Origin of the sequence: Maricurvus nonylphenolicus (assembly GCF_042854845.1) — a bacterium.
GTDB lineage: Bacteria > Pseudomonadota > Gammaproteobacteria > Pseudomonadales > Cellvibrionaceae > Maricurvus > Maricurvus nonylphenolicus.
On record NZ_AP031498.1, the window covers coordinates 4,690,484 to 4,716,529 of the forward strand.

General features: G+C 46.2%; 20 protein-coding genes and 1 tRNA gene. 9 read left to right on the top strand and 12 right to left on the bottom strand.

Annotated features, from left to right (window positions below):
* Positions 1 to 48: 48 nt before the first annotated feature.
* The 4 genes from speB to ACGHZ6_RS20390 all read right to left on the bottom strand — a co-directional run bounded on the left by speB (position 49) and on the right by ACGHZ6_RS20390 (position 6,301).
* Complete coding sequence (gene speB / locus ACGHZ6_RS20375) at positions 49 to 1,005, bottom strand: agmatinase (protein ID WP_390615878.1); 957 nt, start codon at positions 1,003 to 1,005, stop codon at positions 49 to 51.
* Between the two features lie 14 nt (positions 1,006 to 1,019).
* Complete coding sequence (locus tag ACGHZ6_RS20380; protein ID WP_390615879.1) at positions 1,020 to 2,438, bottom strand: aldehyde dehydrogenase family protein; 1,419 nt, start codon at positions 2,436 to 2,438, stop codon at positions 1,020 to 1,022.
* A gap of 10 nt (positions 2,439 to 2,448) precedes the next feature.
* Positions 2,449 to 3,840: an aminotransferase gene (locus ACGHZ6_RS20385; protein ID WP_390615880.1), complete on the bottom strand. Its 1,392-nt coding sequence runs from the start codon at positions 3,838 to 3,840 to the stop codon at positions 2,449 to 2,451.
* A 175-nt stretch (positions 3,841 to 4,015) separates the two neighbouring features.
* On the bottom strand, positions 4,016 to 6,301 hold the full coding sequence (locus ACGHZ6_RS20390; protein WP_390615881.1) for a TonB-dependent receptor: 2,286 nt from the start codon (positions 6,299 to 6,301) through the stop codon (positions 4,016 to 4,018).
* Between the two features lie 241 nt (positions 6,302 to 6,542).
* Here ACGHZ6_RS20390 and ACGHZ6_RS20395 point away from each other — a divergent pair, with 241 nt between their 5' ends.
* From ACGHZ6_RS20395 to ACGHZ6_RS20420, 6 genes are all read left to right on the top strand, one after another.
* Positions 6,543 to 7,781, top strand: coding sequence for an MFS transporter (locus ACGHZ6_RS20395; protein WP_390615882.1), 1,239 nt, complete (start codon positions 6,543 to 6,545; stop codon positions 7,779 to 7,781).
* A gap of 143 nt (positions 7,782 to 7,924) precedes the next feature.
* Positions 7,925 to 8,001, top strand: a tRNA-Ile gene (locus ACGHZ6_RS20400).
* 249 nt (positions 8,002 to 8,250) lie between these two features.
* A complete protein-coding gene (locus tag ACGHZ6_RS20405) occupies positions 8,251 to 9,432 on the top strand; it encodes a DEAD/DEAH box helicase (RefSeq protein ID WP_390615883.1) in 1,182 nt (393 codons plus the stop codon).
* A gap of 16 nt (positions 9,433 to 9,448) precedes the next feature.
* On the top strand, positions 9,449 to 10,204 hold the full coding sequence (locus ACGHZ6_RS20410) for a viroplasmin family protein (protein WP_390615884.1): 756 nt from the start codon (positions 9,449 to 9,451) through the stop codon (positions 10,202 to 10,204).
* 8 nt (positions 10,205 to 10,212) lie between these two features.
* Positions 10,213 to 10,359 (top strand): DUF2986 domain-containing protein, encoded by a 147-nt coding sequence (locus ACGHZ6_RS20415; protein WP_390615885.1) that lies wholly within the window; start codon positions 10,213 to 10,215, stop codon positions 10,357 to 10,359.
* A gap of 508 nt (positions 10,360 to 10,867) precedes the next feature.
* Entirely contained in the window at positions 10,868 to 11,632 is a 765-nt protein-coding gene (locus tag ACGHZ6_RS20420; RefSeq protein ID WP_390615886.1) for a hypothetical protein, read from the top strand.
* A 141-nt stretch (positions 11,633 to 11,773) separates the two neighbouring features.
* Here the strand turns inward: ACGHZ6_RS20420 and ACGHZ6_RS20425 are convergent, their stop codons facing one another.
* The 8 genes from ACGHZ6_RS20425 to ACGHZ6_RS20460 all read right to left on the bottom strand — a co-directional run bounded on the left by ACGHZ6_RS20425 (position 11,774) and on the right by ACGHZ6_RS20460 (position 20,503).
* Positions 11,774 to 12,112, bottom strand: a complete 339-nt coding sequence (locus tag ACGHZ6_RS20425) for a hypothetical protein (protein ID WP_390615887.1) — start codon at positions 12,110 to 12,112, stop codon at positions 11,774 to 11,776.
* A 91-nt stretch (positions 12,113 to 12,203) separates the two neighbouring features.
* Positions 12,204 to 13,511 (bottom strand): aspartate aminotransferase family protein, encoded by a 1,308-nt coding sequence (locus ACGHZ6_RS20430; protein WP_390615888.1) that lies wholly within the window; start codon positions 13,509 to 13,511, stop codon positions 12,204 to 12,206.
* The gene (locus ACGHZ6_RS20435) at positions 13,492 to 14,019 is read right to left on the bottom strand and encodes a carboxymuconolactone decarboxylase family protein (protein WP_390615889.1); all 528 of its coding nucleotides are present in this window, start codon (positions 14,017 to 14,019) and stop codon (positions 13,492 to 13,494) included. The genes ACGHZ6_RS20430 and ACGHZ6_RS20435 overlap by 20 nt, the downstream gene beginning before the upstream one ends.
* A 91-nt stretch (positions 14,020 to 14,110) precedes the next feature.
* A complete protein-coding gene (locus ACGHZ6_RS20440) occupies positions 14,111 to 16,555 on the bottom strand; it encodes a TonB-dependent receptor (protein WP_390615890.1) in 2,445 nt (814 codons plus the stop codon).
* Positions 16,556 to 16,601: 46 nt separating this feature from the next.
* Positions 16,602 to 17,204: a hypothetical protein gene (locus ACGHZ6_RS20445; protein WP_390615891.1), complete on the bottom strand. Its 603-nt coding sequence runs from the start codon at positions 17,202 to 17,204 to the stop codon at positions 16,602 to 16,604.
* Positions 17,205 to 17,219: 15 nt separating this feature from the next.
* On the bottom strand, positions 17,220 to 18,548 hold the full coding sequence (locus ACGHZ6_RS20450) for an aspartate aminotransferase family protein (protein WP_390615892.1): 1,329 nt from the start codon (positions 18,546 to 18,548) through the stop codon (positions 17,220 to 17,222).
* Positions 18,549 to 19,029: 481 nt separating this feature from the next.
* On the bottom strand, positions 19,030 to 19,734 hold the full coding sequence (locus tag ACGHZ6_RS20455; protein ID WP_390615893.1) for a TetR/AcrR family transcriptional regulator: 705 nt from the start codon (positions 19,732 to 19,734) through the stop codon (positions 19,030 to 19,032).
* 13 nt (positions 19,735 to 19,747) lie between these two features.
* On the bottom strand, positions 19,748 to 20,503 hold the full coding sequence (locus tag ACGHZ6_RS20460) for a TetR/AcrR family transcriptional regulator (RefSeq protein ID WP_390615894.1): 756 nt from the start codon (positions 20,501 to 20,503) through the stop codon (positions 19,748 to 19,750).
* A gap of 251 nt (positions 20,504 to 20,754) precedes the next feature.
* Here ACGHZ6_RS20460 and ACGHZ6_RS20465 point away from each other — a divergent pair, with 251 nt between their 5' ends.
* The 3 genes from ACGHZ6_RS20465 to ACGHZ6_RS20475 are packed head-to-tail and all read left to right on the top strand — an operon-like array spanning position 20,755 to position 26,022.
* Positions 20,755 to 21,471 (top strand): hypothetical protein, encoded by a 717-nt coding sequence (locus ACGHZ6_RS20465; RefSeq protein WP_390615895.1) that lies wholly within the window; start codon positions 20,755 to 20,757, stop codon positions 21,469 to 21,471.
* 24 nt (positions 21,472 to 21,495) lie between these two features.
* Complete coding sequence (locus tag ACGHZ6_RS20470) at positions 21,496 to 23,217, top strand: SulP family inorganic anion transporter (RefSeq protein ID WP_390615896.1); 1,722 nt, start codon at positions 21,496 to 21,498, stop codon at positions 23,215 to 23,217.
* 6 nt (positions 23,218 to 23,223) lie between these two features.
* Positions 23,224 to 26,022, top strand: coding sequence for a LuxR C-terminal-related transcriptional regulator (locus ACGHZ6_RS20475; protein ID WP_390615897.1), 2,799 nt, complete (start codon positions 23,224 to 23,226; stop codon positions 26,020 to 26,022).
* The last annotated feature ends 24 nt before the right edge of the window (positions 26,023 to 26,046 follow it).

The following is a 26,046-nucleotide window of genomic DNA, read 5'->3' on the forward strand; positions in this document are numbered from 1 at the left end:
TTTGCGTTTCATTGGCAGCTAGATAAGCAGCCAAATAGGCAGCTAAATTTAGTCTCTTCTTAAACAGCCGGGGAAACTACACAACATTTCAAACAACAGATTCGCCGCCAGCAATGATGTGTTGCCACTGGGGTCATAAGGTGGAGAAACCTCTACCAAGTCAGCACCGACGACATTGGTTCCCCAGCATCCGCGAATAATTTCCAGCCCCTGCGCCGCGGTTAAACCTGCGGGCTCTGGAGTGCCTGTACCGGGCGCAACCGATGGATCCAGCCCGTCGATATCAAACGACAAATACACTGGCGTCTCCTCACCAATTCGCTGACGAACTTCCGCCATCAAAGGCTCTAGCGACTTATGCCAACACTCTTCAGCCTGCACGACTCTAACACCCTGATTACGAGACCAGTCAAAATCTTCAGCGCTATACCCCGTGGCACGCAAACCAATCTGGACCATCTTGTTACCATCAACCAGACCTTCCTCCAGCGCACGACGGAAGATAGTGCCGTGGCATTCACGCTCACCAAACATATCATCATTGATATCAGCATGGGCATCCACATGGATCAGCGCCATGGTGCCATGTTTCTTTTTTAACGCGCGCAAAATTGGCAGCGCGATGGTGTGATCACCGCCTACGGTAAGCGGTTTAATATCGTGACTCACCAGCTGGTCGTAATAGTCTTCAATAATGCGGATAGATTCTTTCAGATTAAACGTATTCAGCGGTACGTCACCCACGTCGGCAATCTGGAAACTATCAAATGGGGCCGCGCGGGTTGCCATCCCGTAAGGACGTACAAGGACAGACTCATTTCGCACACTGCGCGGTCCAAAACGGCTACCGCTGCGATTACTGGTACCAATATCCAGTGGCACACCAACAATAGCGATGTCCAGATCATCAGACAAAGGGGCAGACGGTAAGCGAAACATGGTGCCCGGGCCACCAAAGCGCGGCATTTCATTACCACCGAGTGGCTGATTAAAGGATCGACTCATAATTACTCCGTTCGTTATCCAACATTTCTCTGGATAGCTTTAACTTCCAAAAACTCTTCGATACCCAGGCTGGAAAACTCCCGCCCATTACCCGACTGTTTGTATCCACCAAAAGGCACACGAGAATCGAACAAAGCACCATTGAGGTAGCATTGTCCTGCCCGGATTTTCCTGGCAATGGCAAGCGCTTCACTTTCACTACCTGCGAACACGCCTGAAGACAGACCGTAGGGCGTGTCGTTGGCAATCGATACCGCCTCTTCAATATCAGTGTAGGGGATTATGCATAACACCGGACCGAAAATTTCTTCCCGTGCGATAGCCATTTGATTGTTAACGTCGGCAAAGATTGTGGGCTGGATATAGAATCCTTTACCCTCCACCTGCTGGGTTTCACCACCACAGACCAAACGCCCACCTTCGTTAACGCCTTTTTCAATATAAGCCATCACACGCTGCTGTTGCAGTTGTGAACTCATAGGCCCCAAGAACGCTTGGTCGTCGATTCCTATCTCAAGAGATTCAGCAACCTCTTTCGCAATCGCAACAGCCTCTTCGTAACTACCGGAGGGCACCAGCATTCGGGTTAAGGCAACGCAGGTTTGACCGCTGTTGATCATCACATCCTCCACCCCGAAACGAACTGCAGCTTCGAGATCAGCGCTTGCGGTAATAATCAGGGGCGACTTGCCGCCCAACTCCTGAGTTACTCGCTTAACGGTAGGGGCCGCCGCTTTAGCGATCTCCACCCCCGCTCGTGTAGAGCCGGTAAACGAGACCACATCAACGTCTATGTGCTGACTCAAATGAGCACCCACATTCTGCCCAGTGCCGGGAACCAAATTAAACACTCCTGCAGGCACTCCGGCTTCGGCCAGAATTTCAGCCATGATGTAATCCTGTAGCGGTGTTTGCTCAGACGGTTTTACCACCATGGTGCAACCAGCAGCTAAAGCCGCCCCCACCTTGCCGACAAATTGGTGTAACGGATAATTCCACGGGTTAATAAAAGCGCAGACACCTGCCGGCTCCCTAACCACAATAGAATCGTGCATGGGCTCTTCCCACTTTACCGCATCCATATGTTCGGCAAACAAGCGCATAGCTTCAATAGGGCCCTCAATCTGTAACCACTTGGCTACGGCTAATGGGCAGCCCATACTGTCGGACACGGCTTGCGCCAACTCATCAAAACGGGCTTGCATACCGTCGGCAATAGCTAGCAGTAATTGCTGTCGTTGCTGAACGCTGGTTGCAGACCAGGCTGGAAAAGCCGCCTTGGCGGCAGCTACTGCCTCATCTACATCCTGACTGTTACCAGAGGGCACTCTGGCCACCAGCGTTTCGGTTGCAGGATTGATAATGTCCAAGATTTCCAGGCTACTGGACTCAACCCAACGACCGTCAATAAAAATCTTATCGAGATTACTCATGATAACGTCCTTACAACTGATAGCCTTCAGAGTTCAGCTCCGCGACAACCTCTTCAATACTGGACCTTAAGGTGTCGACAATAAAATCAATATCCTCACGTGTCAGATTCAGCGGTGGAGACATTACATTTAAATGCACAATGGGCCGAACAATTAATCCCTTGCCATCGGCAAGGTTAGAAATACGCTTACCGATATCCAGCTCTTCAGGGAATAATTCATAGTTGTCCTTGTTCGCGACAAATTCGACACACCACATAAAACCGCGCCCTCGAACATCCCCCACAATAGGAAGATCCAACAGAGATTCCAACCGTTCCTTAAAATATGGTGCCAACTCGCTAACATTTCCAGCGAGATTCTCTCGCTCCATGATTTCAATATTTTTTAACGCCGCAGCACAGGCAACCGGATGACCGGAATACGTAAAGCCATGTGCAAAACAACGCCCATGCCCCTCCTCACTGATCACCTGGTGGATTTTGTCGGAATAGATAGTGGCGCCCAACGGCTGGTAACCGGAAGTCAAACCTTTTGCACAGGTAATAATGTCTGGCTGAATATTGAATTCATCTGCCGACGCAAACCAGTGGCCCAAGCGGCCAAAGGCGGTGACAACCTCATCGGACACATAAAGAATGTCGTATTTCTGGCAGAGCTCCCAGGTGCGCTGATGATAACCCTGCGGCGGTACAATCACTCCACCGGCACCAAGAATAGGCTCGGCAAAAAATGCCGCAACACTATCTTCACCACCCAGCTCGATAATTTTATCTTCCAGCTCCTGGATCAAGGCATCGAGGAATTCGGCTTCAGTTTTGCCACTGCTATCGCCATAGAATTTCGGTGCTGAAACATGGTGGATCGTATCACTAAGGTAATCAAACTCCGGCGGGTGATCACCCGCCTTGCCACCAATAGACATGGCCGCAAAGGTGGAGCCATGATAGGACGACTTGCGGGATATGATGTGCTTTTTATCATGTTTACCGCGGCAGTTCTGATAGTAGTGAATCAAACGAAAAGCCGTATCAACAGCAGTAGAACCGCCACAACTATAAAACACATGATCCAAATCGCCCGGCGCCAGCGAGGCCAGTTTTTCTGCCAACAAGGTCGCAGGCACATTGGTCAAATCCACAAACGGACTGGAGTAAGACATCAAGCGCACCTGCTCAGCGATGGCATCAGCCATTTCTTCGCGGCCGGTGCCGATATTGTTGCACCATAAGCCCCCTACAGCGTCCAGATAACGGTTGTTATCTGTGTCATAGATGTAACAGCCTTCCGCCCGCCCAATGGGAAGTGCACCTTCATGCTTATACACATCAAACACCGTCCAAGGGTGAGTGAAGTGCGCCTTATCTTTTTCCATTAACTGTTGGGTGCTGTAATCGCTCATAGTCTCTCTCTGAGTTCTTCTTAACTATTGGTTATCAGTATGAAGTGCTTGGCACTTTGGATGTATCCCACATCAGGGGGAGGCGCAAAAAGTGGGAGGCAAAAAAAGGGCGGCTAATTGCCGCCCTAAAGGTGTATGTATTGCAAATGTGACTAACCAAACACTTGGCTATTACTTAAAAGAAGTTGTATTTCACATTGATGCCATAGGTGGTTGGCTGCTGGCGATAAACCGTACGCCCGGCAAAACCGGTGAAGGCATAGGTTTCGGCATCATTGTTTTGCAGATTGCGCCCCCAGAGGCTGAAACTCAGGTTTTCGTCGGCATGGGTTAAAGAAACTCGCACCCCCAGATCCTCAATAGGACCATACTCGGCATTGCTATCCGCGAGTTGCGCAAATTGGTTATCCACCCAACTGTAGCTTGCTTGTAAACGCAGGTTCCAATCTGGGCTTACAGGCGTTTCGTAAGCAATCAAACCGTTATAACTCCACTCTGGCGCCTGCGATAGAGCTGCTCCCTCAGTCAGTTCCGCACCCAATGCATCAACAAAACCAGTACCACTGATAATGGCAGCATCGTTGACACTGGGATCCGGGTTAATACCACGTAAATCTTCAATACCCGGTGCTTTGGTAACCTCAGAATCCAGATAGGCTATGCCCGCCTGCACAGTCAAAGAATCGGTGGGCAACCAGTACAGATCAAATTCAAAACCTTTGGTTTCTGACTCTGGAATACTCGCCAGCGTAGTATCCAATACAGGCACACCTAACAAATTACTGAATTCATCAGACGTAAAGGTAAACAGGGACTGGCGATTCTCATACTCCAGCATAAAAATTGCGCCATTGAGCTGCATACTGTTATCGAACAGGCTCCACTTAAACCCTATCTCATAGGCCAATACATCTTCGGGTTTTACATAGCTCCAGGCATCACTGTCCACAACGGCCGCGCCATAATAAACACCACTTTTATAGCTTGTGGAAACACTGCCGTAGACCATCAGGTTTTCTGTGGCATCCCAGTCCAGACCAATTTTGCCGGTGACGGCATCTTCATCGTGACTTTCGTCCAATGCAACAACCGGGGTTACGACTCCGAAACTAAGATTAGTGTCTTCACCTTTAAAGGAGCGATCATCGTAGGAATAACGAACACCCACCGTTAATCGTGTTGTATCAGTGATGTCAGTTTCTGTGTGCAGATAAAAACCGTAAGAATCGGTTTCCTGTTCATAATCGGAAATAAACTGATCCAGCCCGAAAGCATCGATATCCGCGGGATCCAAAATTCCAGTGGTAACTGAATTAGTCACCAGGAATGAATCATCAAAAATATCGACCACTTCAACCAACTCGTTAGAGATGTTGAGGCCGGCTACCCAAGTGAAGCCCTCGGTGCTATTTGATACCAGGCGAAACTCCTGTGCCCACTGGGTCAAATCGTTGTCCTGAATCAGTGTCATGGTAGACGCCGACGTACCATCGTAGTTATCTACCACTTCCCGGCGGTAAGTATCCCAGGAACTGATCGATACAAAATCAAAATATTCGAAGCTGTAATTCAACGTCAGCGCGATGCCTTTACCGCTTTCGTCGCGGTCAACATCCAGGTTGCCGACACTCACCTTACGTGGATCATCGGGGGAATTGAGCACATTAAAGCCCGGCACCCCCAATGCATCACCAATGCCTTCACTGTCGGGAGACTGGGGTTTGGATTTATCCTGACTGTAATAGGCGCGCAGATTACCATCGCCGCTCTCACCAAAATCGAATCCCAGTTGGCCGCGCATAGCAAAGCGATCCTGCAACCCGAACTCTTCTCCGGTCGCCTCGTCTTCCTGCCAGCCATCTTGAGACTTGACGTAGTTCATACTAAAACGACCACGTACATTATCGGTAATCGCATTGGATACAGCGCCGGTCACTTCAACTGTGTTGAAACGACTGTAGTCTGCCTCAATATAACCTTCGAGGGTTTCCGTAGGTTTGTTGGTGATAAAGTTGATTGCACCACCCGTTGTATTTTTGCCATAGAGGGTGCCTTGCGGGCCCTTTAACACTTCAACGCGTTCAATATCGTACAGTTGCCCACCCAAATACGCCGGGCTACTGGCAAACACTTCATCGGTGTAAACCCCCACACCACTGGAATTGTTTGCACTGAAGTCATCCAGGCCAATACCGCGAATTGCGAAAATTGGCGTGCCACCAGAAGTTGAGTTAACCGTCACCAGGCCCGGCGTGTGGCCACCAAGATCCGCTGCGGAGTCGATCCCCACTTCTTTTAGCTGATCACCGGAAAACGCACTCGCCGACACGCCAATATCGTTAACGGATTCTGCCCGTTTTTGTGCAGTAATAATGACCTCTTCAATTTCGGCGGCCAGAACCGAGGGGGTAGAAATGGCCAGGGCGGTACTCACCGCCGCAAGTGCGTTACGTGGGTTCATGGAACTCTCCTCAACTTCGGTTTTATTTATTGGTTTAATTTTCATAACCTTTTCGTCCAGAGGACTATTGCAGCTTTACGCCGAGCTGTGGATCCCCCGTCAGGGGGATCTTGCGGATAAGCGGGCCAGTTCCCCCCATAGGGTGATAGGCTTAGCGGGTACCCTATGGCACAGTCAGTCACTACCGAGATCCTATAGCCACACAATAAATAACCAATACTGATAATAAGTAGAGACTCTTATGTCCGATGCCGCGATGCTTACCGCCCCCCAGAATCAACCTGCCTTGACGCTGTTTGATCACCCCAAAACCATCGCAGCAGCGATTGTCATCAGCATTGTCGGTAATGCGGTATTTATCGGCATGCCGATGCTTGTAGGCGCTATGGCGGAGTCACTGGGGTTTGATGAGCAACAATTGGGCTGGCTGGCCTCGGCGGACCTGTTTGGTATTTTTGTAGCCTCAATCGCCACATCCTGGCTGCTCAACCGTACCAATCGCCAGTGGCTGGCACTGTTCGGCATCGCCCTGGCCATCACCACAAACTACTTATCAACGACCTTTACCGATTTTGAAACACTCGTCAGCATCAGAGTGCTGTCGGGCATTGGTGGCGGGGTTTGTTATGCCCTGGGCGTCGCAACCCTGGCGGGATCCCATCACACGGGTCGCAACTACAGCATTCTTTTATTCGCGCTGGTTGCCGTGAATGCCATTGAGCTATACACCTTCCCGGTTATTTCAGAGCGCTGGGGCGTGAACGGAATCTTCCTGTTTTTTTGCGCTGCCTTTGCCTGTGTCACGGCCTTTGTCCAATGGCTACCCGCTCATGGCCAGGAACAAAACCAGGGACAGGATATAGCACAGCGCCCAGACGCCAATCCCCCCAGCGCACTCACTCGCCTACCCCGCTGGATCCCCTGGCTGTGCCTGGCAGCCGTTGCCGCGGTGTATATCAATGTGGGGGCCTTTTGGGCATTTATTGAACGCGCAGGCGTAGATGCCGATCTCAGCGATGACTTTATCGCCAACACCCTGGCCCTGGGCACCCTGTTCACCCTCAGTGGCTGCGTGGTGGCCACCTGGCTAAGTAACCGCTTCGGTCAATCCAAACCTTTACTGTGGGCATTGATCATAATGACGGGATTACTGCTGGGACTGGCACTGGACATCAACCCCATTTCTTACGTGATTGGCGCCACCCTGTTTAACTTTATGTGGTTGTTTATCGATGTTTTCCAGCTGGGCACACTCGGCAATATCGACCACAGCGGCCGCTACGCCGCCCTGGTGCCAGCCGCTCAAGGCCTAACCCAATCTATCGCCCCCGCGATTGCTGGCTATTTATTGGTCAATGGGCTGGGATACAGTGGCGTTATGGTGCTCTGCGCCTTTGGTACCTCACTCGCCTGGGTGTGCTATCGCGTTGTATACCGGGAGCTGAGGCAGGCCACACCGGATATTGCTGATGCGAACTAGAGTCAATCTACCTCCATATAGCCCCTGAATGAATAACCAGAGAATTTGCCGAAGAGGCTAGTCAGAAACAACGGGGCGCACTATAATGCGCCCCGTTGTCTTTTAAAGTGTTTGATTTCAAAGACTTAGAAAAGACAAGTTCAGGGCCCTTAGCTCAGCTGGTTAGAGCACTCGACTCATAATCGATAGGTCCCCAGTTCAAGTCTGGGAGGGCCCACCATATATACTAAGAGAACAGAGTACGTGCTTAGCGCACTCGACTCACTCTCTATAGAAGACGGATAGGTCCCCAGTTCAAGTCTGGGAGGGCCCACCATATATACCAAGAGAACAGAGCACGTGCTTAGCGCACTCGACTCACTCTCTATAATAGGAACCTCAATTGGCAGCGCTAATTGGGGTTTTTATTTGCCTGTAATCAGGTCAACCTCCGGGGCGCCCCCGTTCAACCAGATAGTCGAGATCCGCAATGCCATTTTCCAAACTGGGATTAAGTGACCCCATCGTACAAGCCGTGAACGAGCTTGGGTACACCAGGCCAACCCCCATTCAGGCAAAAGCGATACCACTCGTACTCGAAGGCCGAGACCTTATTGCCGGTGCGCAAACCGGAACGGGTAAAACAGCGAGCTTTGTTTTACCCATGCTTGAGAAACTCGATACGGGACGTAAGCGTCGAGCAAAACGCATCAGAGCACTCATTCTGGCACCGACTCGCGAACTGGCACTACAGATCGAAGCCAATATAAAAAATTACGGCAAGCACACAAATCTTGTTGCCACGGCAATCTATGGTGGTGTTGACTCTGAAACTCAAAAGCAAAAACTCATTGAAGGCATCGATATTCTAGTAGCCACGCCTGGTCGACTACTGGATCTTGCTCACCAGCGGGCCGTTCACTTTGATGAACTGAACATGCTGGTTCTGGATGAAGCCGACCGAATGCTCGACATGGGTTTCATCGGCGACATCAATAAAATTCTCGAACGCCTGCCCGAGCAACGACAAAACCTGCTGTTCTCTGCGACTCTGTCAGATTCAGTTCGCTTACTGGCCAAGACAGCCATTAATAATGCCGCAGAAATATCGATAGATCTCGATAGCAAAAAATCAGCACTGATTTCACAATACTTAATCACAGTAGACAAAGACAATAAGTCATCCCTACTGAGCCACCTGATCAAAGACAATCAGTGGACTCAAGGGCTTATCTTTATTCGCACCAAGCACGGGGCCGCCAAACTGGTAAGCCAGCTGGAGAAACGCGGCATCAAGGCAGAAGCGATTCACAGCGGTAGAAGCCAGGCAGCCCGCACAAAAGTGCTTGCCGACTTTACGTCTGGAAAAATTGGGCTTTTAGTCGCTACCGGTATTGCTGCACGCGGCATCGATGTGAATCAGCTCGAACGGGTGATCAACTATGATTTGCCCGATGATGTCGATGACTACATTCATCGTATTGGACGCACCGGTCGAGCAGGTGTTAACGGCGAAGCCATATCTCTAGTATCAAAAGATGACTTCAAACGTTTGTGCGCCATCGAGCGTCGTCTCGGGCATATTATAGAACGCGTTACTGTCACTGGCTTTGAGGCAAAAAAAGAAGTGCCTATCTCCATCCTCAATTACAAACCCAAACATAAACGCTAGCTCCAAGAGAATCATTATGGCGGCAAAGAAATATTACGTTGTATGGGTCGGCCAACAGCCAGGCATTTACACCACCTGGGCAGAAGCCGAACGTCAGGTGAAGGGGTATCCCAAAGCCCGATACAAATCCTTCCCCAGCCAAGCTGAGGCCGAACAAGCTTTTGCCAACAAACCCAAGGCAACGGCCTCACGGTCGACGGCTAAATCTTCACCCAAGAAGAAATCGACATCCTCCACAACCACAATAGATCTCAGCTCCGATGTCAGTATTTTCTGTGACGGCGCCTGTGACCCCAATCCGGGGCAAGCCGGTACTGGAATCGCCATCTATCACAAAGATAAGCTGGAACAACTCTGGTATGGCTTATACAACCCCGCCGGCACCAATAATACTGCTGAGTTGCTCGGCCTTCTTCATTCGCTGATGTTCGCACAGGCTGCGGTAGAGAAAGGTCAAAGCGTCACCATTTACTGCGACTCCAAATACTCGATTGATTGCGTCACCAAGTGGGCTAATGGCTGGAAAGCAAAAGGCTGGAAAAAGGCCAACGGTGAAATCAAAAACCTCGATATCATTAAACCCGCCCATGCCCTGTATCTAGAAATTGCCAAGAATATTAAGGTCGCCCACGTTAAGGGACACGCGGGTGTTGAGGGTAACGAATTGGCTGACCGTATGTCGGTGGTGGCTGTTGAGCACAAAGAAACCGATTTGGCCCGCTTTGACGAAACCAGCACAATTTCTGAACTATTAGCTATGCCGCGAGGGTAAGATATATCATGAATCGCCAGAAAAAACGTGAACAGATTTTTAAGAAGAAACTAAAGAAGGCCAAAGCCAAACTACAGCCTGATCATAAGAAGCCTCGCTATATTTCCAAAGCTGATCGCGCCAAGGCCGAACAAGAAAACAAGACTGAAAACTAACAACCTATTAAGTCTATAGATATTCTTAATCACCCCATTAGAAAACTGTGGATAAGTTTCCAGAGCCCTGATCGACTGGGACTCAACAACAAGAAATCAATAATTAAACCCCGACCACAATTAAACAGCAGCCAAACAATGCATCGGGATATAATCTACAATCCCCTCCAATAGTTTCTCCTCCTTGCCTGCAACATCTTCACTGAGGATAGCTGTCGGACAAATAGTTCCCTCCCGGATTCCCTATCTAGCATATTCAGCTGCTGCACTCTTCGTAAGCCCATCACACTCAAACACGCGATCGGCTGCTTCAAGAGTGCGTCGCCGTAACTCTTCGTTCTGTTGTGTACCACCCAATTCCACCACTCTATTAGGGGTCTAGAGCTTAACAACATCGTTATATGCTTTTCTAAACAATCATAATTTATCACTAACACATGATAATCCAACCATGAGGAAAGCCTGCATATACTAGACTTACTAAGAATCAATCGCTCACAACAGTATAATGAAATTATTTGGTCTATCAGAGATTCGGGCTTATAGCATATCGCTATTGATGACGACCCCATCTTTTTCCTCTCAACCTGCGGAGCCTTTTACCATTGGCAGCTTTACCGATAGCCAGGAAGAAATCGATACCATTATGTCTGAGCATTTTACCCCCCTCTATCAAAATATATTTGGAAAACTAGGTTATAACCCCAAATTCGTCACAAACCCCCATTTACGAAATGTAAATCTGGCCCGTAAAGGTTTAATTGATGCTGTCATCCTTTACAGCACAAGCCAAAACCTCCTCGATGACAGTATCTATCCAGATTTATTAAGCGTTACTAACGAACCAATTTACGCCAACAAACTAGGGCTTGCCGCTTTAAACTCGAAAAATATCACAATTGAAAACGAAGGCGACCTTCGAAACTATAGAATTGGTATCACAAAGTCAGCGCCAGATATGGGCAACATATTTAGCATTGATAACCTAGCCATTGAAAGCTTTCAAAACTTCACAACATTATTCAGGATGGCCAAAGCAGATAGAGTAGATCTTATATTCACCACTGACTTTATGCTTGATATTCTACTTAGTCAAACCGGTATAGATATCGAAATGGAAATGGTTTATCCCATGGGGTGTGTGTATACCAATATGGGAATATCTCATCAAGCACTTGGGAAAGAAAATGCTGAAAGCTTACGTGAAAAATTGGATATGCGGCTCAAAGAATTAAAACAAGAAAAGCCAGAATTGTTTTACATTACTTGTTGATATAAAACGTAAAAAAAGCGCCAACTGTATGTTGGCGCCAGAAAAGCAAGAATATTAAGTTTTAACTTAGTTTATCTTGCTACGAGAGATGATTGATTTAGTACTCTGAATATTTCTAACACCCGCTCCTGTGGCGTAACCTTATACCAAAATCTTTACTTTCAAGCCTGCAAACAATCTAAACATCCATATCAAAGGTTTTCGTGCATCAACACTTAGAACATTTTTCCTGTTATCTCTAGTCCATTTTTCAATATAGCCGGGGCCTTTATCCGCGGCCGCCTTAAATTGATATACCCTTCGTCTACGATTACCTTCAGCATCGGCATTAAACATCATAACTTCAACCACTGAAGGTTCCAAAAGACGCTCACTGTAAAACTCAATTTCCTCAGTAGCCTCCTTGGGAAGAGGCATCGAATGAAGGACTTCAGATTGCAACTCTGATCGCGTAACTGATTCTCCCAGACCTTTTGCCAAGCCCTCAAGAATCTCATCAAACTTAAGCTCTGCAGTGGTAATCAGATATTGTTTCTTGATCTTTATTAGACTGCATACTCTCTACCTCAACTCACAGATATAACTCTGATATTACGTCTTCAAGTACCACAACCATACGTATCAGATCTTCTTCACTAACCGTAAAGGGCGGAGCGAAACAAATAATATTGTGATCTTCTGACACGCCTCCAGGCCAGTAAAACACACCTTTTTCAATACCTTTTTTGACAATTAAAGCAGAGGGTTTGATATCCAAGCCAGGCAAAGGCTCAACCTCTACCGCCCATAACATACCTACTCCTCTGACATCCTTGACTCCCTTCTGAAAGCGCAAAGGCCTCAACAATTCACCTAATCTAGAGCCCATATCATCAACCCTATCCAGTAAATTCTCTTCCTCGATAACCTTTAAATTTTCAAATGCCGCGGCACAAGCTGGCGGGTTCCCCCCTAGGGTATGATAGAAGAGTGGCAAACCTCCAGCCTCGAGAACTTCAAATATCTCTCCTCTTCCTGAAACAGCACCAAGGGCCCCATACCCCCCCGTCAATCCCTTAGCCATGCTAATAATATCTGGCACAAAACCCGCCTGATCATAACCCATACGTGAGCCTGTTCGACCAAAACCGGTAACAACCTCATCGCTAATCAATAAAATATCATGCTGACGACATAACTCCTCGACTTCCTGCCAATACTCAGGCGGTGAAGCTGTTGCACCAGAGCTAGAAGCCCCTATAGGCTCAACAATCATTGCAGCAATAGAATCAGCGCCATGGCTTTCAATGGTTGCCCTTAGTGCATCTAACGCTTTATTAACACTATTTTCAGACTCACCTTCTGCACAGTAACAGCTAGGCACTACAGGCATTTCTGCCAGGTAAGGCTCCAGCCCTTTACGCCTGAAAGCATTGGTTGTCATCGATAAAGCACCCATCGTGGTACCGTGATAGGAGTACTCACGGGATATAATTTTCCATTTTGTACGCTTACCCCGGAGATAATGATAGTGCCTAGCCAAGCGTATGGCCGCCTCATTTGCTTCCGAGCCAGAGTTGACAAAGTGAACCCTATCCAAGTTGGGATGCAACCACTTTTGCTTTAAAACTTCAGCCAGTGCTATTCGCTCAGGACACTGAAGCGTAGGTGACAAATGACTTCTTTTCCAAATCGTTTCTGCAATAACATCAGCTATATCTTTTCGGCCAAATCCAATAGCATTTACACCAAACTGACCCGCTGCATCCAAAAGAGAGCTTCCATCCGATCGAAATAAACGAGCGCCTTCAGCATTAACAATTCCCTCTTCCTGAAGTTGATCCCATCCTGGACGAAGTACATCTAGTTTCATATTCAACCTACTTTGTAAGAACATCATCCAATTCTGTTTGCGCGATCAAATTGGCATAATTGGACATTATCTTGGAGGTAACGCCCAGCAACACATCCATAAACTGACCAATGGTGTAACCAGCACCTATAAACTCTTGCAGATCATCAGGAGATAAATTCCCCCTGCTCTCTACAATTTTTTTCACTGTCATTCTTAGTGCTTCTTGCTTGAGGTTATTCAGTGGCTTTCCAGACAAGAGCGCCTCGACTGCCTCTTGTGCCATACCGGATTGGGACGCCATCATTTTATGTGCCGCCTCGCAATAACCGCACCCATTGATCCGGCTTACCGTAATAAAGACAATATGCTGCTCTTCCTGATTAAGGCTTGTCGAATCTGAAAAAAGCTCAAAAAGCTTCTGGTAGCCCTCATAAAACGACCTTGATAGAGAAAAAACTTTATGTGCATTAGGAATAAAGCCAAAACGCTCAGAGGCATTCTCTAGTAAATCGTCAGAAGTATTAGATGAAGAGCAAAACGCTTGCACAGGCATAACAACACTCACCGGAAAGTAACTGAAAAATAATAAACATGTGAAATTCAGGAGCTAGCAATAAATCGCTTATCGTTAGCTCCATAGAGGCCTAGAAGTTTACACGAGCCCGAATAGCGTAATCCGCTTCACGCCCCTTGGTTGCCACATGGGAACCGTACATAAAAGGGATGTCATTGGAGTAGGTATGATATTCCTTGTCTGTAATATTTCGGCCTATCAGTGACACATCCCACTTACCAGACTGCGCCCCCAGAGTAATCGCCAAATTGAACAGAGCATAGGCATCCTGTTCTGTCAGAGGATCATTATCAGGTACGGTGTAATGTTCACCCGTGTAATTTACATCAAAGACCGTACGCAGGAATAAGCTACCACTCAGTTCTATTTCATGCTCTAACGATAAACTAGCGCTGACTTCAGGCGTAAACCCATTGGTTCCACCAGAAAGGTCCTGCTCACAACTTGCAGCCATACCGGTAAGAGGATTCACGCCAATGGCCGTAGCATTGCCTGAGGTTGTGCCAGCAGGTGGTGCAGTAAACAAACCACTAAAGCCTAAATTGGTTTTTTGAGTCGCGGTACAGCCAGCATTAGGGTACTCATCAAATTCAAAATCGACATAACCAATCGATCCCGCCAGCAGTAATTCCTCGGTTAGCTGCCAACGACCATCTAGTTCTATACCTTGAATCGTAGCTGACGCTGCGTTTTCTACGTTAACTGCAGAGGTACCTGTAAAAATAGCTGCCTGCAAGTCACTGTAGTCCATATGAAACGCCGCGACATTGATTTCTGCGGTATTATCCAACAACATCATCTTGGAGCCAATTTCGAAGGACTTTACCTTCTCCTGATCAAAAACAGCCTCTTCTGGATTCGCACTAAACGCAAGCGCGTTAAAGCCTCCAGCCTTGGTACCATTCGAGATTCGACCATAGACCATAACGTCTTCGGTAAGATCCCACTGCAGGATAGCGCTATAAGTCCAATCATACTCATTCTGCTCTAACCCCTCATGGTTATGCGGAGTAAACTCTGCTAGAGCCAATGACACGGCATTACAATTTGCAGCCGTATTGGCAACTGTAAAACTGTCCCATTCAGCACAGAAGGTAGATTGATCAGCTTTCTTTTTCTCTTCACCATAGCGAACACCGAGGGTCAACGTTACTGTTTCAGAAAGATCCTTGGTTCCTTGGAAAAACGCGGCCCATGAATCACTTTCCTGATCTAACGTGCTCGCACGCGTAAACTGACCAACACTTGCAGCTGTTGCTTGAGCAACTGCTGGCAGCATCCCCAATTCGTTCTCCAGACCGAAAGCAATCAAAGGCCCCAGGCTATCAGAATCCAGTGGATCTACATTTATGTTAGTACGGTTCTTATAATCAAAATTACTTTCTTGATAATAAAGACCGGTTAAGAACTCAAAACCCTCGCCCAAATCTGACACATAGCGCAGCTCGAAGCTGTTTTGATCATATTCCTCATAATCTTCCAGACCTAAACCATCAATCTCAGTGGAATCAAGATCCAGCATGTACTCTTTTTCATAAGCCGAATATCCGTAAATTGCCGTTAATGTACCGCTGGCAAGATCGTAATCAGCACGGAGAGCAATCTCATCAAAGTCCCCCTCATTCGTAGCACCAGCACCATAATCAATACCAGGCGTATTATTACCGATAGTCGTTTTACCATTCTCAGGATTAAGATCGCCACTCAGCCCTAATAAGGCATATGCTCCCTGCAAAGATGGGGATACAACTGTTTCCTCAGCAGCGCCGCCCTTATTATCCCATTCACCATGTTCGACTTTTAATTTTATCGTCAAGTCTTCAGATGCATCCCAATCAAATGATAAGCGAGCAGCGGCCTCATCGTCTTCAGGCCCCTGATGATCATAATAGGTGTTATCTACCCAGCCATCTTTTAGGGAACGATCCATGAACGCCAGGCGCGCACGAAGCGTGTCACTTAAAGGGCCAGAGACATAACCTTGTAACTCCGTTTCTTCATGCTGAACTTCATACATGGCAGACAACTGCCCTTCAAACTCTTCTGTCGGGGTAGCCGAGGTAATGTTTAATGCACCACCAATGGTATTTTTACCAAACAGAGTACTCTGCGGCCCCCTTAACACCTCAACCAAACCTACATCCAGAAAGGCAAATCGAGATTGGGCCCCTCGACCGCGATAAATCCCATCCGAAAAAGTGCCTACTGATTGCTCAATACTTGAGGTCAAACCTCCTGACTGTATACCACGAATAGAAATTGTTTCTCCATAGCCACTCGTATTTACAGAGAAGTTCGGAATATATGCCGCAAAGTTTTCCATATCAGGAATAACCGATTCAGCAATCTTGTTACCATCCATCGCCGAAACTGAAATAGGCACGTCTTGCAGGTTTTCAGCCCTCTTCTGGGCTGTTACCACAACCTCTTCCAGCGTAAAACTCTCCGCTATAGTATTACCCGAAACAATCGCGGCTACGATGGCTATATAGATTGGCTTATGTACTTTTTTCATTATCGCTCTCTCCAGACTTATCGTTATTGGTTAACTCTTTTAAAATTTATTCAGGAATAGCTACCGACGCCTTAATCTTGACTGTTCTGCGACCGTCCGCCTCCTCTCGCAAAACCTCAAAGAAATCACTACGTCCCCTATCTTCAGTCATGGCATAGATATCAAAGAATATTGCCCCATTCTCCCCTGCCGTAACTTGATGAATATTGCTATCTCCAGACAAAATAGCTGAACATTCATCTTCGGCGACCACAGTTATTTTCCCAGGAACTATATTAAACTCACCGGATTCACAAACTTGGCCAAAATCACTTAACGAGAAGTTTTCAACCTTTACCTCACCTCGAATAAGGCGCATAACCCCTGCAAAACCGTGATGGTCGTGAGCGTCAATGCATGCCCCAGGCTTCATAAACATGATTAGGGCAACCATGCGCTTGCTCACATAAGGAATCGCATATGAAAGCCCTTCACCAAACTCATGCTTCTCATCAATATCTTCTTCGGTAAAACGCTCAATCTCACCCAATAAAGACATTGCCTTTTCAGCAAAGATATTTTCAGTGACAGCATCATTACCGACAAACTCACAACAGAGTATTTCTAACGCCTGAAAAGCTGACTTATTATTTTCCGTAAATGTATTCATTAGTAATACCCCCTGTTACATTTCGCTCAGCATAAACTGATGAGTAACATCCACCATATGATCTATATCTGCCTCAGTCATCACTGTAGACAACAATAACGCTCCTCTAGGCAGCGCAAATACACCATGGTTAAACCAATAAGTAGAGAGTTGCATCATCAAATCTTTTTCTTTTTTTATAAGTTCAAATAAGCTTCGTCGATCACTGTAATCACCAGAAACCAAACTGAATCCAATCATCGATCCATAACCATGGACCTTGCCATTCACTCCTGTAGCGCTCATGGCCACTCGCAACCCAATCCTTGCTCTATCACCTAACAACGCCAGATGATCGTAGGCAGACTTATCCATAAGCTGCATAGATTTAATGCCTGATGCCATACTGACTGGATGCCCATTAAACGAACCTCCCTGCGGTACCAAAGCGCCATGTTCAGACGTAGAATCAAATACCTGCATTACTTCCCGCCTGCCACCAACGACCCCCAAAGGCATTCCGCCTCCAACAAATTTACCCACAGTGCAGATATCAGGCGTAATGCCATACACCTCTTGCATGCCGTTATAGCTTCCGCGAGCAGTCATAACTTCATCAAGAATAATGAGAACGCCACGATTCTTCGCCCATTCACAAAGCCCGGAAATATATTCCTGGTCCGCCATCAGAAAACGCATAAAACCTGGCACAAGATCGATGAGAATAGCTGCTAGATCATCAACCACCTCTTCCAGAATTGCGATGCTTCGCGCCAAATCATTAAATGGAATAATGACTGAATCGTTGAGTACGGCCTTGGGTGTACCCGATGCGGTAGCTACTGATTTAGGTTTATCTAATGGCCCCCAATTCGCAGGGGAAGCGTTCTGACTGACCTCTGCCAAATCCAGCGATCCATGATAGGTACCTTCAACTTTTGCAATTTTAGCCTTCTCTGTATATGCACGAGCAGCCTTCACAGCCAGCATGACGGCCTCTGTTCCAGAGTTTGTAAAGCGAATCTGCTCAAACGCAGGAATCCTATCTACCAGAATCTCAGCCAATTGAATCTCCGGCTTTGTGGGCAGACTTACACCAATAAGCTCTTTAGCCTGTGCACTAATGGCCTCTACAATGTCAGGATGACAATGTCCGTGTATGCCCGAAGATAAGCTGTTCGTAAAATCAATTCTTTCGACACCATCCTCATCGACAAACCTCGCACCCTGACCACTTTTTGCGTAAAGCGGATATGGCGCAAAGTAAACGGTATCTCGGGTTGCTCCACCGGCAATAACCTTCTGCGCTCTCTTGAATAATGCACACGATTCACTTTCAGCAGATGGATACAGCGCTTTAGTCATTAGATAACTTCCTTCAACGTCATAAAGAAACCAACGATCAACCTGAAACAGTGCCTACGCTGAAAAGGTCAATTTCAGCACCAACACCCTTCACAACTCTTGTTAGCAATAGACAACCACACAAACTTGATCGCTTTTCGACCAATAAGTTAATAATACAATATTATATTAAGCATCACTTTACCGTCAAACAAAAATCTCATTCGCTAATACCATTTAGTTTAGTAATGCCTGAAATTTATCGCATTGCAGATATCAGCCGCCCAATAGCAGCAGCAGAGAAAACCAATAACTCATTGATAATTATAAGGTTTTAAGAGATTTATATAGAAGATAGTGACCAGGAACACAGTTGAGACATACACCCTGGAGACTGAGGTAGAGCAGCCTCGAACGACCAAGGCTGGTTACAAAAAAGGTCGCCCGACAGATAGCCCCATCAGAAAATTGAGGATAACTTACTTTTTACTGCAATTAAGAACTAACGCCGGGTTATTGAATTACCTAATAATTGCAATTCATCAGCAATATGAGAGAGCCTTGCCATCAACTCAACATCTTGCCCCCCCTGGCCTCCAGCATTAAATTGTTCAGCTGCACTCCAAAGGAGCTTGGCGCAATCCATCATACGCTGGTGTCGCTTTTCAGGATTAACCTCAGGTAGATCAAAAATGTAACTTCTATTTAGATAATCAATGGAGCCAAAATAGGTGTACACAAAAAGAAGGGAGTCAATATCTTTAGGGAGCCTACGACTCTCCACTCCCTTTTGAACAATATCAATCAGTACTTCGATAACCGGATTTTGCAACGCCGGATTCTCTTCACTGCGAGAAGTCCTGGTTAACCCTCGATAAATAGCGGCGGGACGATTGAAAAACTCCCTGTGCGCTTCTATCTCCTGGGTATAACACACACTGAATCGTAAATACTGCTCATACACATCTTCTACATCTGCCACCTGCTCTCTTAACTTTTCAGCTAAACGCATATACTGCCTGGCAATAAGTTGCTTCAATATGTCTAACTTATTTGAGAAGTACTGAAATAAGGTTTTTTCCGTAATATTAGCGGCACTTGCAATTGATTTAGTCGATGTCTTCAAATACCCACGCTTGAGTATTTCAGCTCCAGCAGCATCCAACACTGCATCAATTTTGGCATTTTTTAGCGCATTATTATTCATCAGAACTCTCTATCTATACTCGTCCAAGCGATTTTATTCGAAAAAGACCGCTTTCCAATCTCTGACAAATCGCTTCCATTTCACCATAATCTACGGTCAACTTTTCAGAATCTGCCATCATCAGCGGTGCGAGAAAGTCCAGAATTTCCCTGACGACATCCCTTGCACTCGTCGCCGGGTTGCCGCCGTCAATTAAATAAAAGGTGCTCCTTTCCAGGCAACCCATAAGGATATAATTCAACTCCTCTATATCCACCTCCGCCTTAAGCTCCCCTGCAGCCAAGCCCTGCTCTAGAATACGCTTTGACAGATTCACATAGTCTTTAGCTAAACGCGTCTCAAGGGTTGACCAGAAGCCGTCATATTCAGGTTCACGCGCAACCCAATAGGCGGAAATAAAATGCACAAAAAGGCCATTCGAGTTGGAGAATTCAACCAGCGACAACTCTAAAAAGGTAAGTAGTTGGGAGCTAAACGAGGATTCTCCAATTAACTTCTCCGCAATCCTCTGAGCCAATTCACTGTAGTTTTTCTCAACTACTGCCTCAAGCAGCAAGGTTTTATTCTTGAAATAATGGTAGATAGTGCCCTCTGAAACACCCGCTTCAGCCGCAATTTGACGGGTAGAGGTATCCCAAAAAGACTGCTTATCAACAAGCGTTGATACCGCGCGAAGTATGGTTTCCTCCCTATGATCAACCCGCGTTCGCGGTGTAATTTTACCTTCAGATCCCCCCATCAATACCTCCCCCCCAAATGCTTCAGTCATGCTTGAAAATTATACCACAAGCAGACATTCAAACTTCTAATCTGTCCAGTGTCAGGACCATTTGACGCACAATATCATCGCCGACCAGCCGAAAAGTATAGTAGATCACTACATCATAATGTGTTACTTTACCCCCCTTCACCAAAACTGTATATATTTCATACAGAAAAACAACCATAAGCGTCACCCACTCTGCGGAACGGCAATACGTGGACAGGCGCCCTTTTCTTACAACCTTAGGAGCAGGAACGATGACCCTCTCGAAATCTAATATTCTATTGATAGGCCTGGCAGCAACAATCGCTGGATTACTAGGCGCCGCAGCAGATGTTTATTCCGTGTGGACCGGAAAGCATACAATGGACACGGCATTTGCGGTTGGTTTAGATAATGTGATGCATATCATGCTGGACAAGTCGATCGAAGAGATGGTGATAGGCAACTACCTGGCGCAGTTCTTTATCCCTATTCATGGCTGCTTGGGTGCAGTTCTGACTTACACACTATTTAGCCCGTTCAGCCGAAAGTTATCCATCACATTGGCTGCCGCGTTTATCTACGGTGGAGCTATAGGTGCAGGATACCATTCGACCATTCTTCCTTATGGCGCTCTGGTTAATACCGGCAATACAGAACTTATTAATATGACCAAAGGATATTGGGATTTCGTTGCCTACTCTATGGTAACCAGCGCTTTAGTGATAACGGCTCTTATTACCATCCTACTGATCAAAAGCCGCGCTTTTGTTTCCATGAACCTGCTGTGGGTAAGCCCTTTAGGGACCATGTCAATCTTCACTATTCTGTTCTACGTGCTACCCGATGGCGGTGTATATAGAGACGCCAAAGAGTTTATGACCATTGCCGGGTTCAATTTCCCACTCGCGATTTTCTATTTAACCTTGACGCTTTTCATATTGAGTAATTATGACCAACTGAAAGCCCTAACAAATGATAAGTCTGAGTAAATCATAACGGATTGTAGGTGCATTATGCTTAGCAAATTCTTCCCAGGGCTGTTATGGCTAAAAGGATACAGCCATAACACACTTAAAAGTGATCTTTTTTCCGGACTTACGATTGCTGTTATGCTGATTCCTCAAGGCATGGGCTACGCAGTCGTTGCAGGATTACCACCAGAATATGGTTTGTATGCCTGTATCATTCCGCCTGTGATATATGCTTTGCTAGGTACTTCCAATAAAATCTCTATAGGACCCGTTGCCCTGGATTCTATTTTGATAATCACCGGGTTAAGCCTTTTGGCAGAACCCGGTTCTCCGCTTTATCTGGAGCTGGCGATTGTATTAACACTTCTTGTTGGCATCATTCAATGTATTCTAGGCTGCATTCGCTTTGGTTTTATTGCTAACTTTCTCTCTTACCCGGTGATCGTGGGTTATACATCTGCAGCCGCCCTTATTATCATCAGCAGCCAATTCGAAAATCTGGTTGGCACAGACGTCTCTGGCGGTAGTATTTTTGAAATCGCTTACCAGTTAGCCTTGAATATTGGACAGTGGAATACAGCCACTATAATTGTTGGCATAGCTGGCTTGCTCTTTATGCATTATTCAAAACGTGTTTACCCAGGCCTTCCCTATGCGTTCATCTTATTAGCACTAGGCATGTGGGGAGCAGGCCTGCTGAATGCAGCCAGCTACGGTGTGGATGTTGTCTCATCGGTTCCCCAGGGCTTACCGCCCGTCGTTATACCAAATTTAGATATAACTCAGATTGCAGAATTATTACCCTTAGCTTTTACCGTTGCCCTGATGGGTTACGTTGGCACTATGTCCATATGTAAATCTCAAGAAAAACCTACGGACAAGATTAATACAAATCCTAATCAAGAGCTGATAGCCGTTGGCGTTGCCAACCTTGTGGGATCGGTGTTTAAAGCCTTTCCTGTATCAGCCAGCTTTTCACGGAGTGCAGCCTTCAGAGAAGCAGGCGCTCTAACACAAGTCTCTGCTGTAATTTCAGCTATATTTATTCTTGTAACAGTTGTCTTTTTGACACCATTATTCAAGGTATACCCGCTACCGAAAGCACTGTTGTCAGCGGTTATTATTATTTCCGTTATTGGGCTCTTTAAATATAAAGAGATGTTTAGCTTAGCCCAACACAATCAACGTGAATTTTCTGTCATGTTGATCACCTTTGTCTTTACCCTGATTTTCGGGGTTCAACAGGGTTTACTTATCGGTGTTCTGTTATCTATCATCATTGTTATCTATAACACAACCAATCCTCATATGACGGAGTTAGGATCCATCTGTGACGGCCAACTTTATCGTAATATTAATCGCTTTCAAGATGCTCAAGTCAGAGATGATACATTAATCTTTCGCTTCGACGCGCCTCTCTATTTCGCCAATAAAGATTACTTTGCGGAACGCCTCTATACATGGATAAAAAGACGAGACCAAGGCAACTTAAAGTACGTTATTTTTAATGCTGAGTCAGTCAACAGTATCGATGCCACAGCCATCATTATGCTGCAGCAGGTTACAGAGAATTTAAAAAACCAAGGTGTCAAGCTACTGATTACTAACGCAATTGGACCAGTAAGAGACACCATTACTCTCTCTAATGCTAATAACTTACTGGATGAAAACACAACCTTCTCATGTATACATGATGCCATCAAATACATCGATGGCGGCATCAATATACACCCTCAGCAAGCATTGCAAACAAACTGCAGGTAACTCAATGTGTCGACTACAGTTCCCCATGAGCATGACCTTCTGAATACAGAGGAAAACTCTGGTTCCTGGAATCTGCCATTAGTCACCACTAAACTGAAACCTCCCAGGTTAGCGCCTCACTTGGTGAGGCGGGAAGATCTTATTAGCCGTTTATCTGATGCCAAATCTGCTGCATTGATCTTGGTGGAAGCCGCTGCAGGATCAGGGAAGACAACTACCCTTTCTCAATGGCGGCAGGAAATGCTCGGGTTAGGTAATACGATAGCCTGGCTGAGCCTGGACATTGAAGACAATACGCCTCACCGCTTCCTGACTTACCTAACCTCTTCTCTAAATCGTTCAAATCCCGGTATCGGTGAAGGTGCTCTGGCTTTACTTCAATCGGGTCCATTGATACCAGCCAAAGTTGTCATCTCAATATTAATCAATGAATTAGCTAACCGTAGTGAGCAGATTTATCTAGTACTTGATGACTACCAGGTTATCCATGACGCTAGCATTCATGCCGCTATCGACTACTTGATCCAGCACGCATCAGACAATGTTCACTTAGTAATTTCCAGTCGTTCGACACCAGCAATTTCAATAGCGAAATACAAAGGCAAGGGATTCCTAACAGAGCTTAACGATAAAGATTTACGCTTTGAAATCGATGAATGCCGACAGTTCATACTCGCTAATTATTCTCACACGGTATCCAGTTCTGACATTCAGCGCTTGTATGACATCACCGAGGGGTGGGTAACAGGTCTTCAGTTAGCCATTATTCCACAGACGATTCATGAGCAAGATTTCTCTTTTAAAGCTATTACTTCTGACAGCAATAGCATCAGTAATTTTATGAGTGATGTTGTGCTGGCACACTTCCCAAACAGTGTTTTGGATTTCTTGCTATCAGCGTCTATTCTCGACAGATTCAACGCATCACTGTGTGATGCAGTGACCGGCCGAACAAATAGCTACCATATCATCAATGAATTACTGGCTAATCGGCTCTTTATTCAATCACTGGATGATGACGGAAACTGGTTTCGATTCCACAACCTTTTTTCAGATCACCTCAAAAAGCGCCTAATCAGAGAAAACCAGATAGACCTAAAGGCATTGCACCAACAGGCTCAACGTTGGTTTGCGGATAATCATTTATGGGCAGAAGCAGTACGCCATGCTCTGGCCGCAGGCAATAAAGATGATGCACTAACTTATATCGACAAATGTGCAATGACCCTGGTTGAGTCAAGCAATATGGTTCAACTCATGGAGTGGGCCAATCGCCTTTCCGAAAGTCAGCAACTTGATCATTTCCCATTGCATCTGGCCGAAGCATGGTCTCTGGCCTTGTTATTCAAGTTTCAAGAATCTCATGAGATCCTAAATAAAATAGAGCGAGACATCCACCAGAAAGATCATAGAGATAGAGAAAGCATAACCTTTTCAGTTATGGTTATTCGCGTTCTTATACTAGGGCTGTCGGATCAGTTTGCAAAGGCAAGGGCACTAGGCAATCAACTGCTGGACGAATGGCCCAAAAGCGCTGATTTACCCTTCGCGATAGGTGTACTTTGCAACGTAGTGTCTTTTGCCTTTTTACATGAAGGCGATTATGAACAGGCTCAAGATATCCAGCTGCGTGTTTTGGATGATGGCACTGGGCAAGCCAACATGTTCGTTACGGTTTATCGAAAAAATATGATTGGCTTGATCGCATTAAGGCAAGGAAAATTTAAACGCGCTCACAAATGGTTCCAGGATGCGTTACACGTCGCAGAGAAAAAGGAAGGCAGGCGCTCTGTGGCCGCCACAATGAGTGCTTGCTTACTTGCCAAAATTGCGTACGAAGAGAATAACATAGAGATTAGTGAACAACTCCTTGCAGATCGTCAGGACATCGTTCAACAGGGTTGCTTTATTGACTCCTCGATACGGGCCTACCAGGTGATGGTACGCATTCAGCTCTACAACAAGCATTATGAGGTAGCTCAAAACCTTCTACTTCATATTGAGCAAATTGCAGCTAATCGTGGCTGGTTGCGCATGCTCGCTATGGCAAGCTCTGAGCGTATACGCATTGCACTTGAAGAAAATGATCTACGCTCTGCAGCATCCCAACTAGGTCGACTGCAGGAGATCAGTAGTCAATCGCTCCTACCTGCCTCCTCCAGTAGCTCAAGCCTCACTTACTGGTTCAAATTAGCAGAAGTAAGAGTACTGATTGCCACCTCAAGGCTCCACAATACACAAGAAGAACCGCACCCAGAGTATCTGGAAGAGGCTATTATATTCCTTGAATCTCTTATAGATGAACTGACAAGCATTGGTAATCACTATGCTACCAACGAGGTACGATTACTGCTTAGCCTTTCTCTGGACAGCCTAGGCAAACAACAGCAGGCAATGAACATTCTTGGAGATTGTCTGGAACAAGCAAGTCTACTTGGCCTGCAGCGTAGCTTTCTGGATGAGGGATTACCTCTATACAATCTTCTGATCGTATATAAGCATCAAGAAGGATCGAATCCTTATCTCGATAAGCTACTGGCTCTATTTCATTCTGAGCTAGGACAAGATGATACTGACGATTCGACACCCACAATCCCGACCGTTACAGAAGAAACCGATCTTAGCCAGAGAGAACGGGATGTACTGGTATTAATTGAGAAAGGTTGTGCAAATAAAGAAATTGCTCGCCTTCTTGAGATTTCTCTGGGCACAGTAAAATGGCATGTAAAGAATATTTACAAGAAGCTTAGGGTATCTAGTAGAACTCAGGCTATCAACGAAGCCAAAAATGCCAAACTGATATAGCCCCCCCTCCCCAAGGATAGGTTT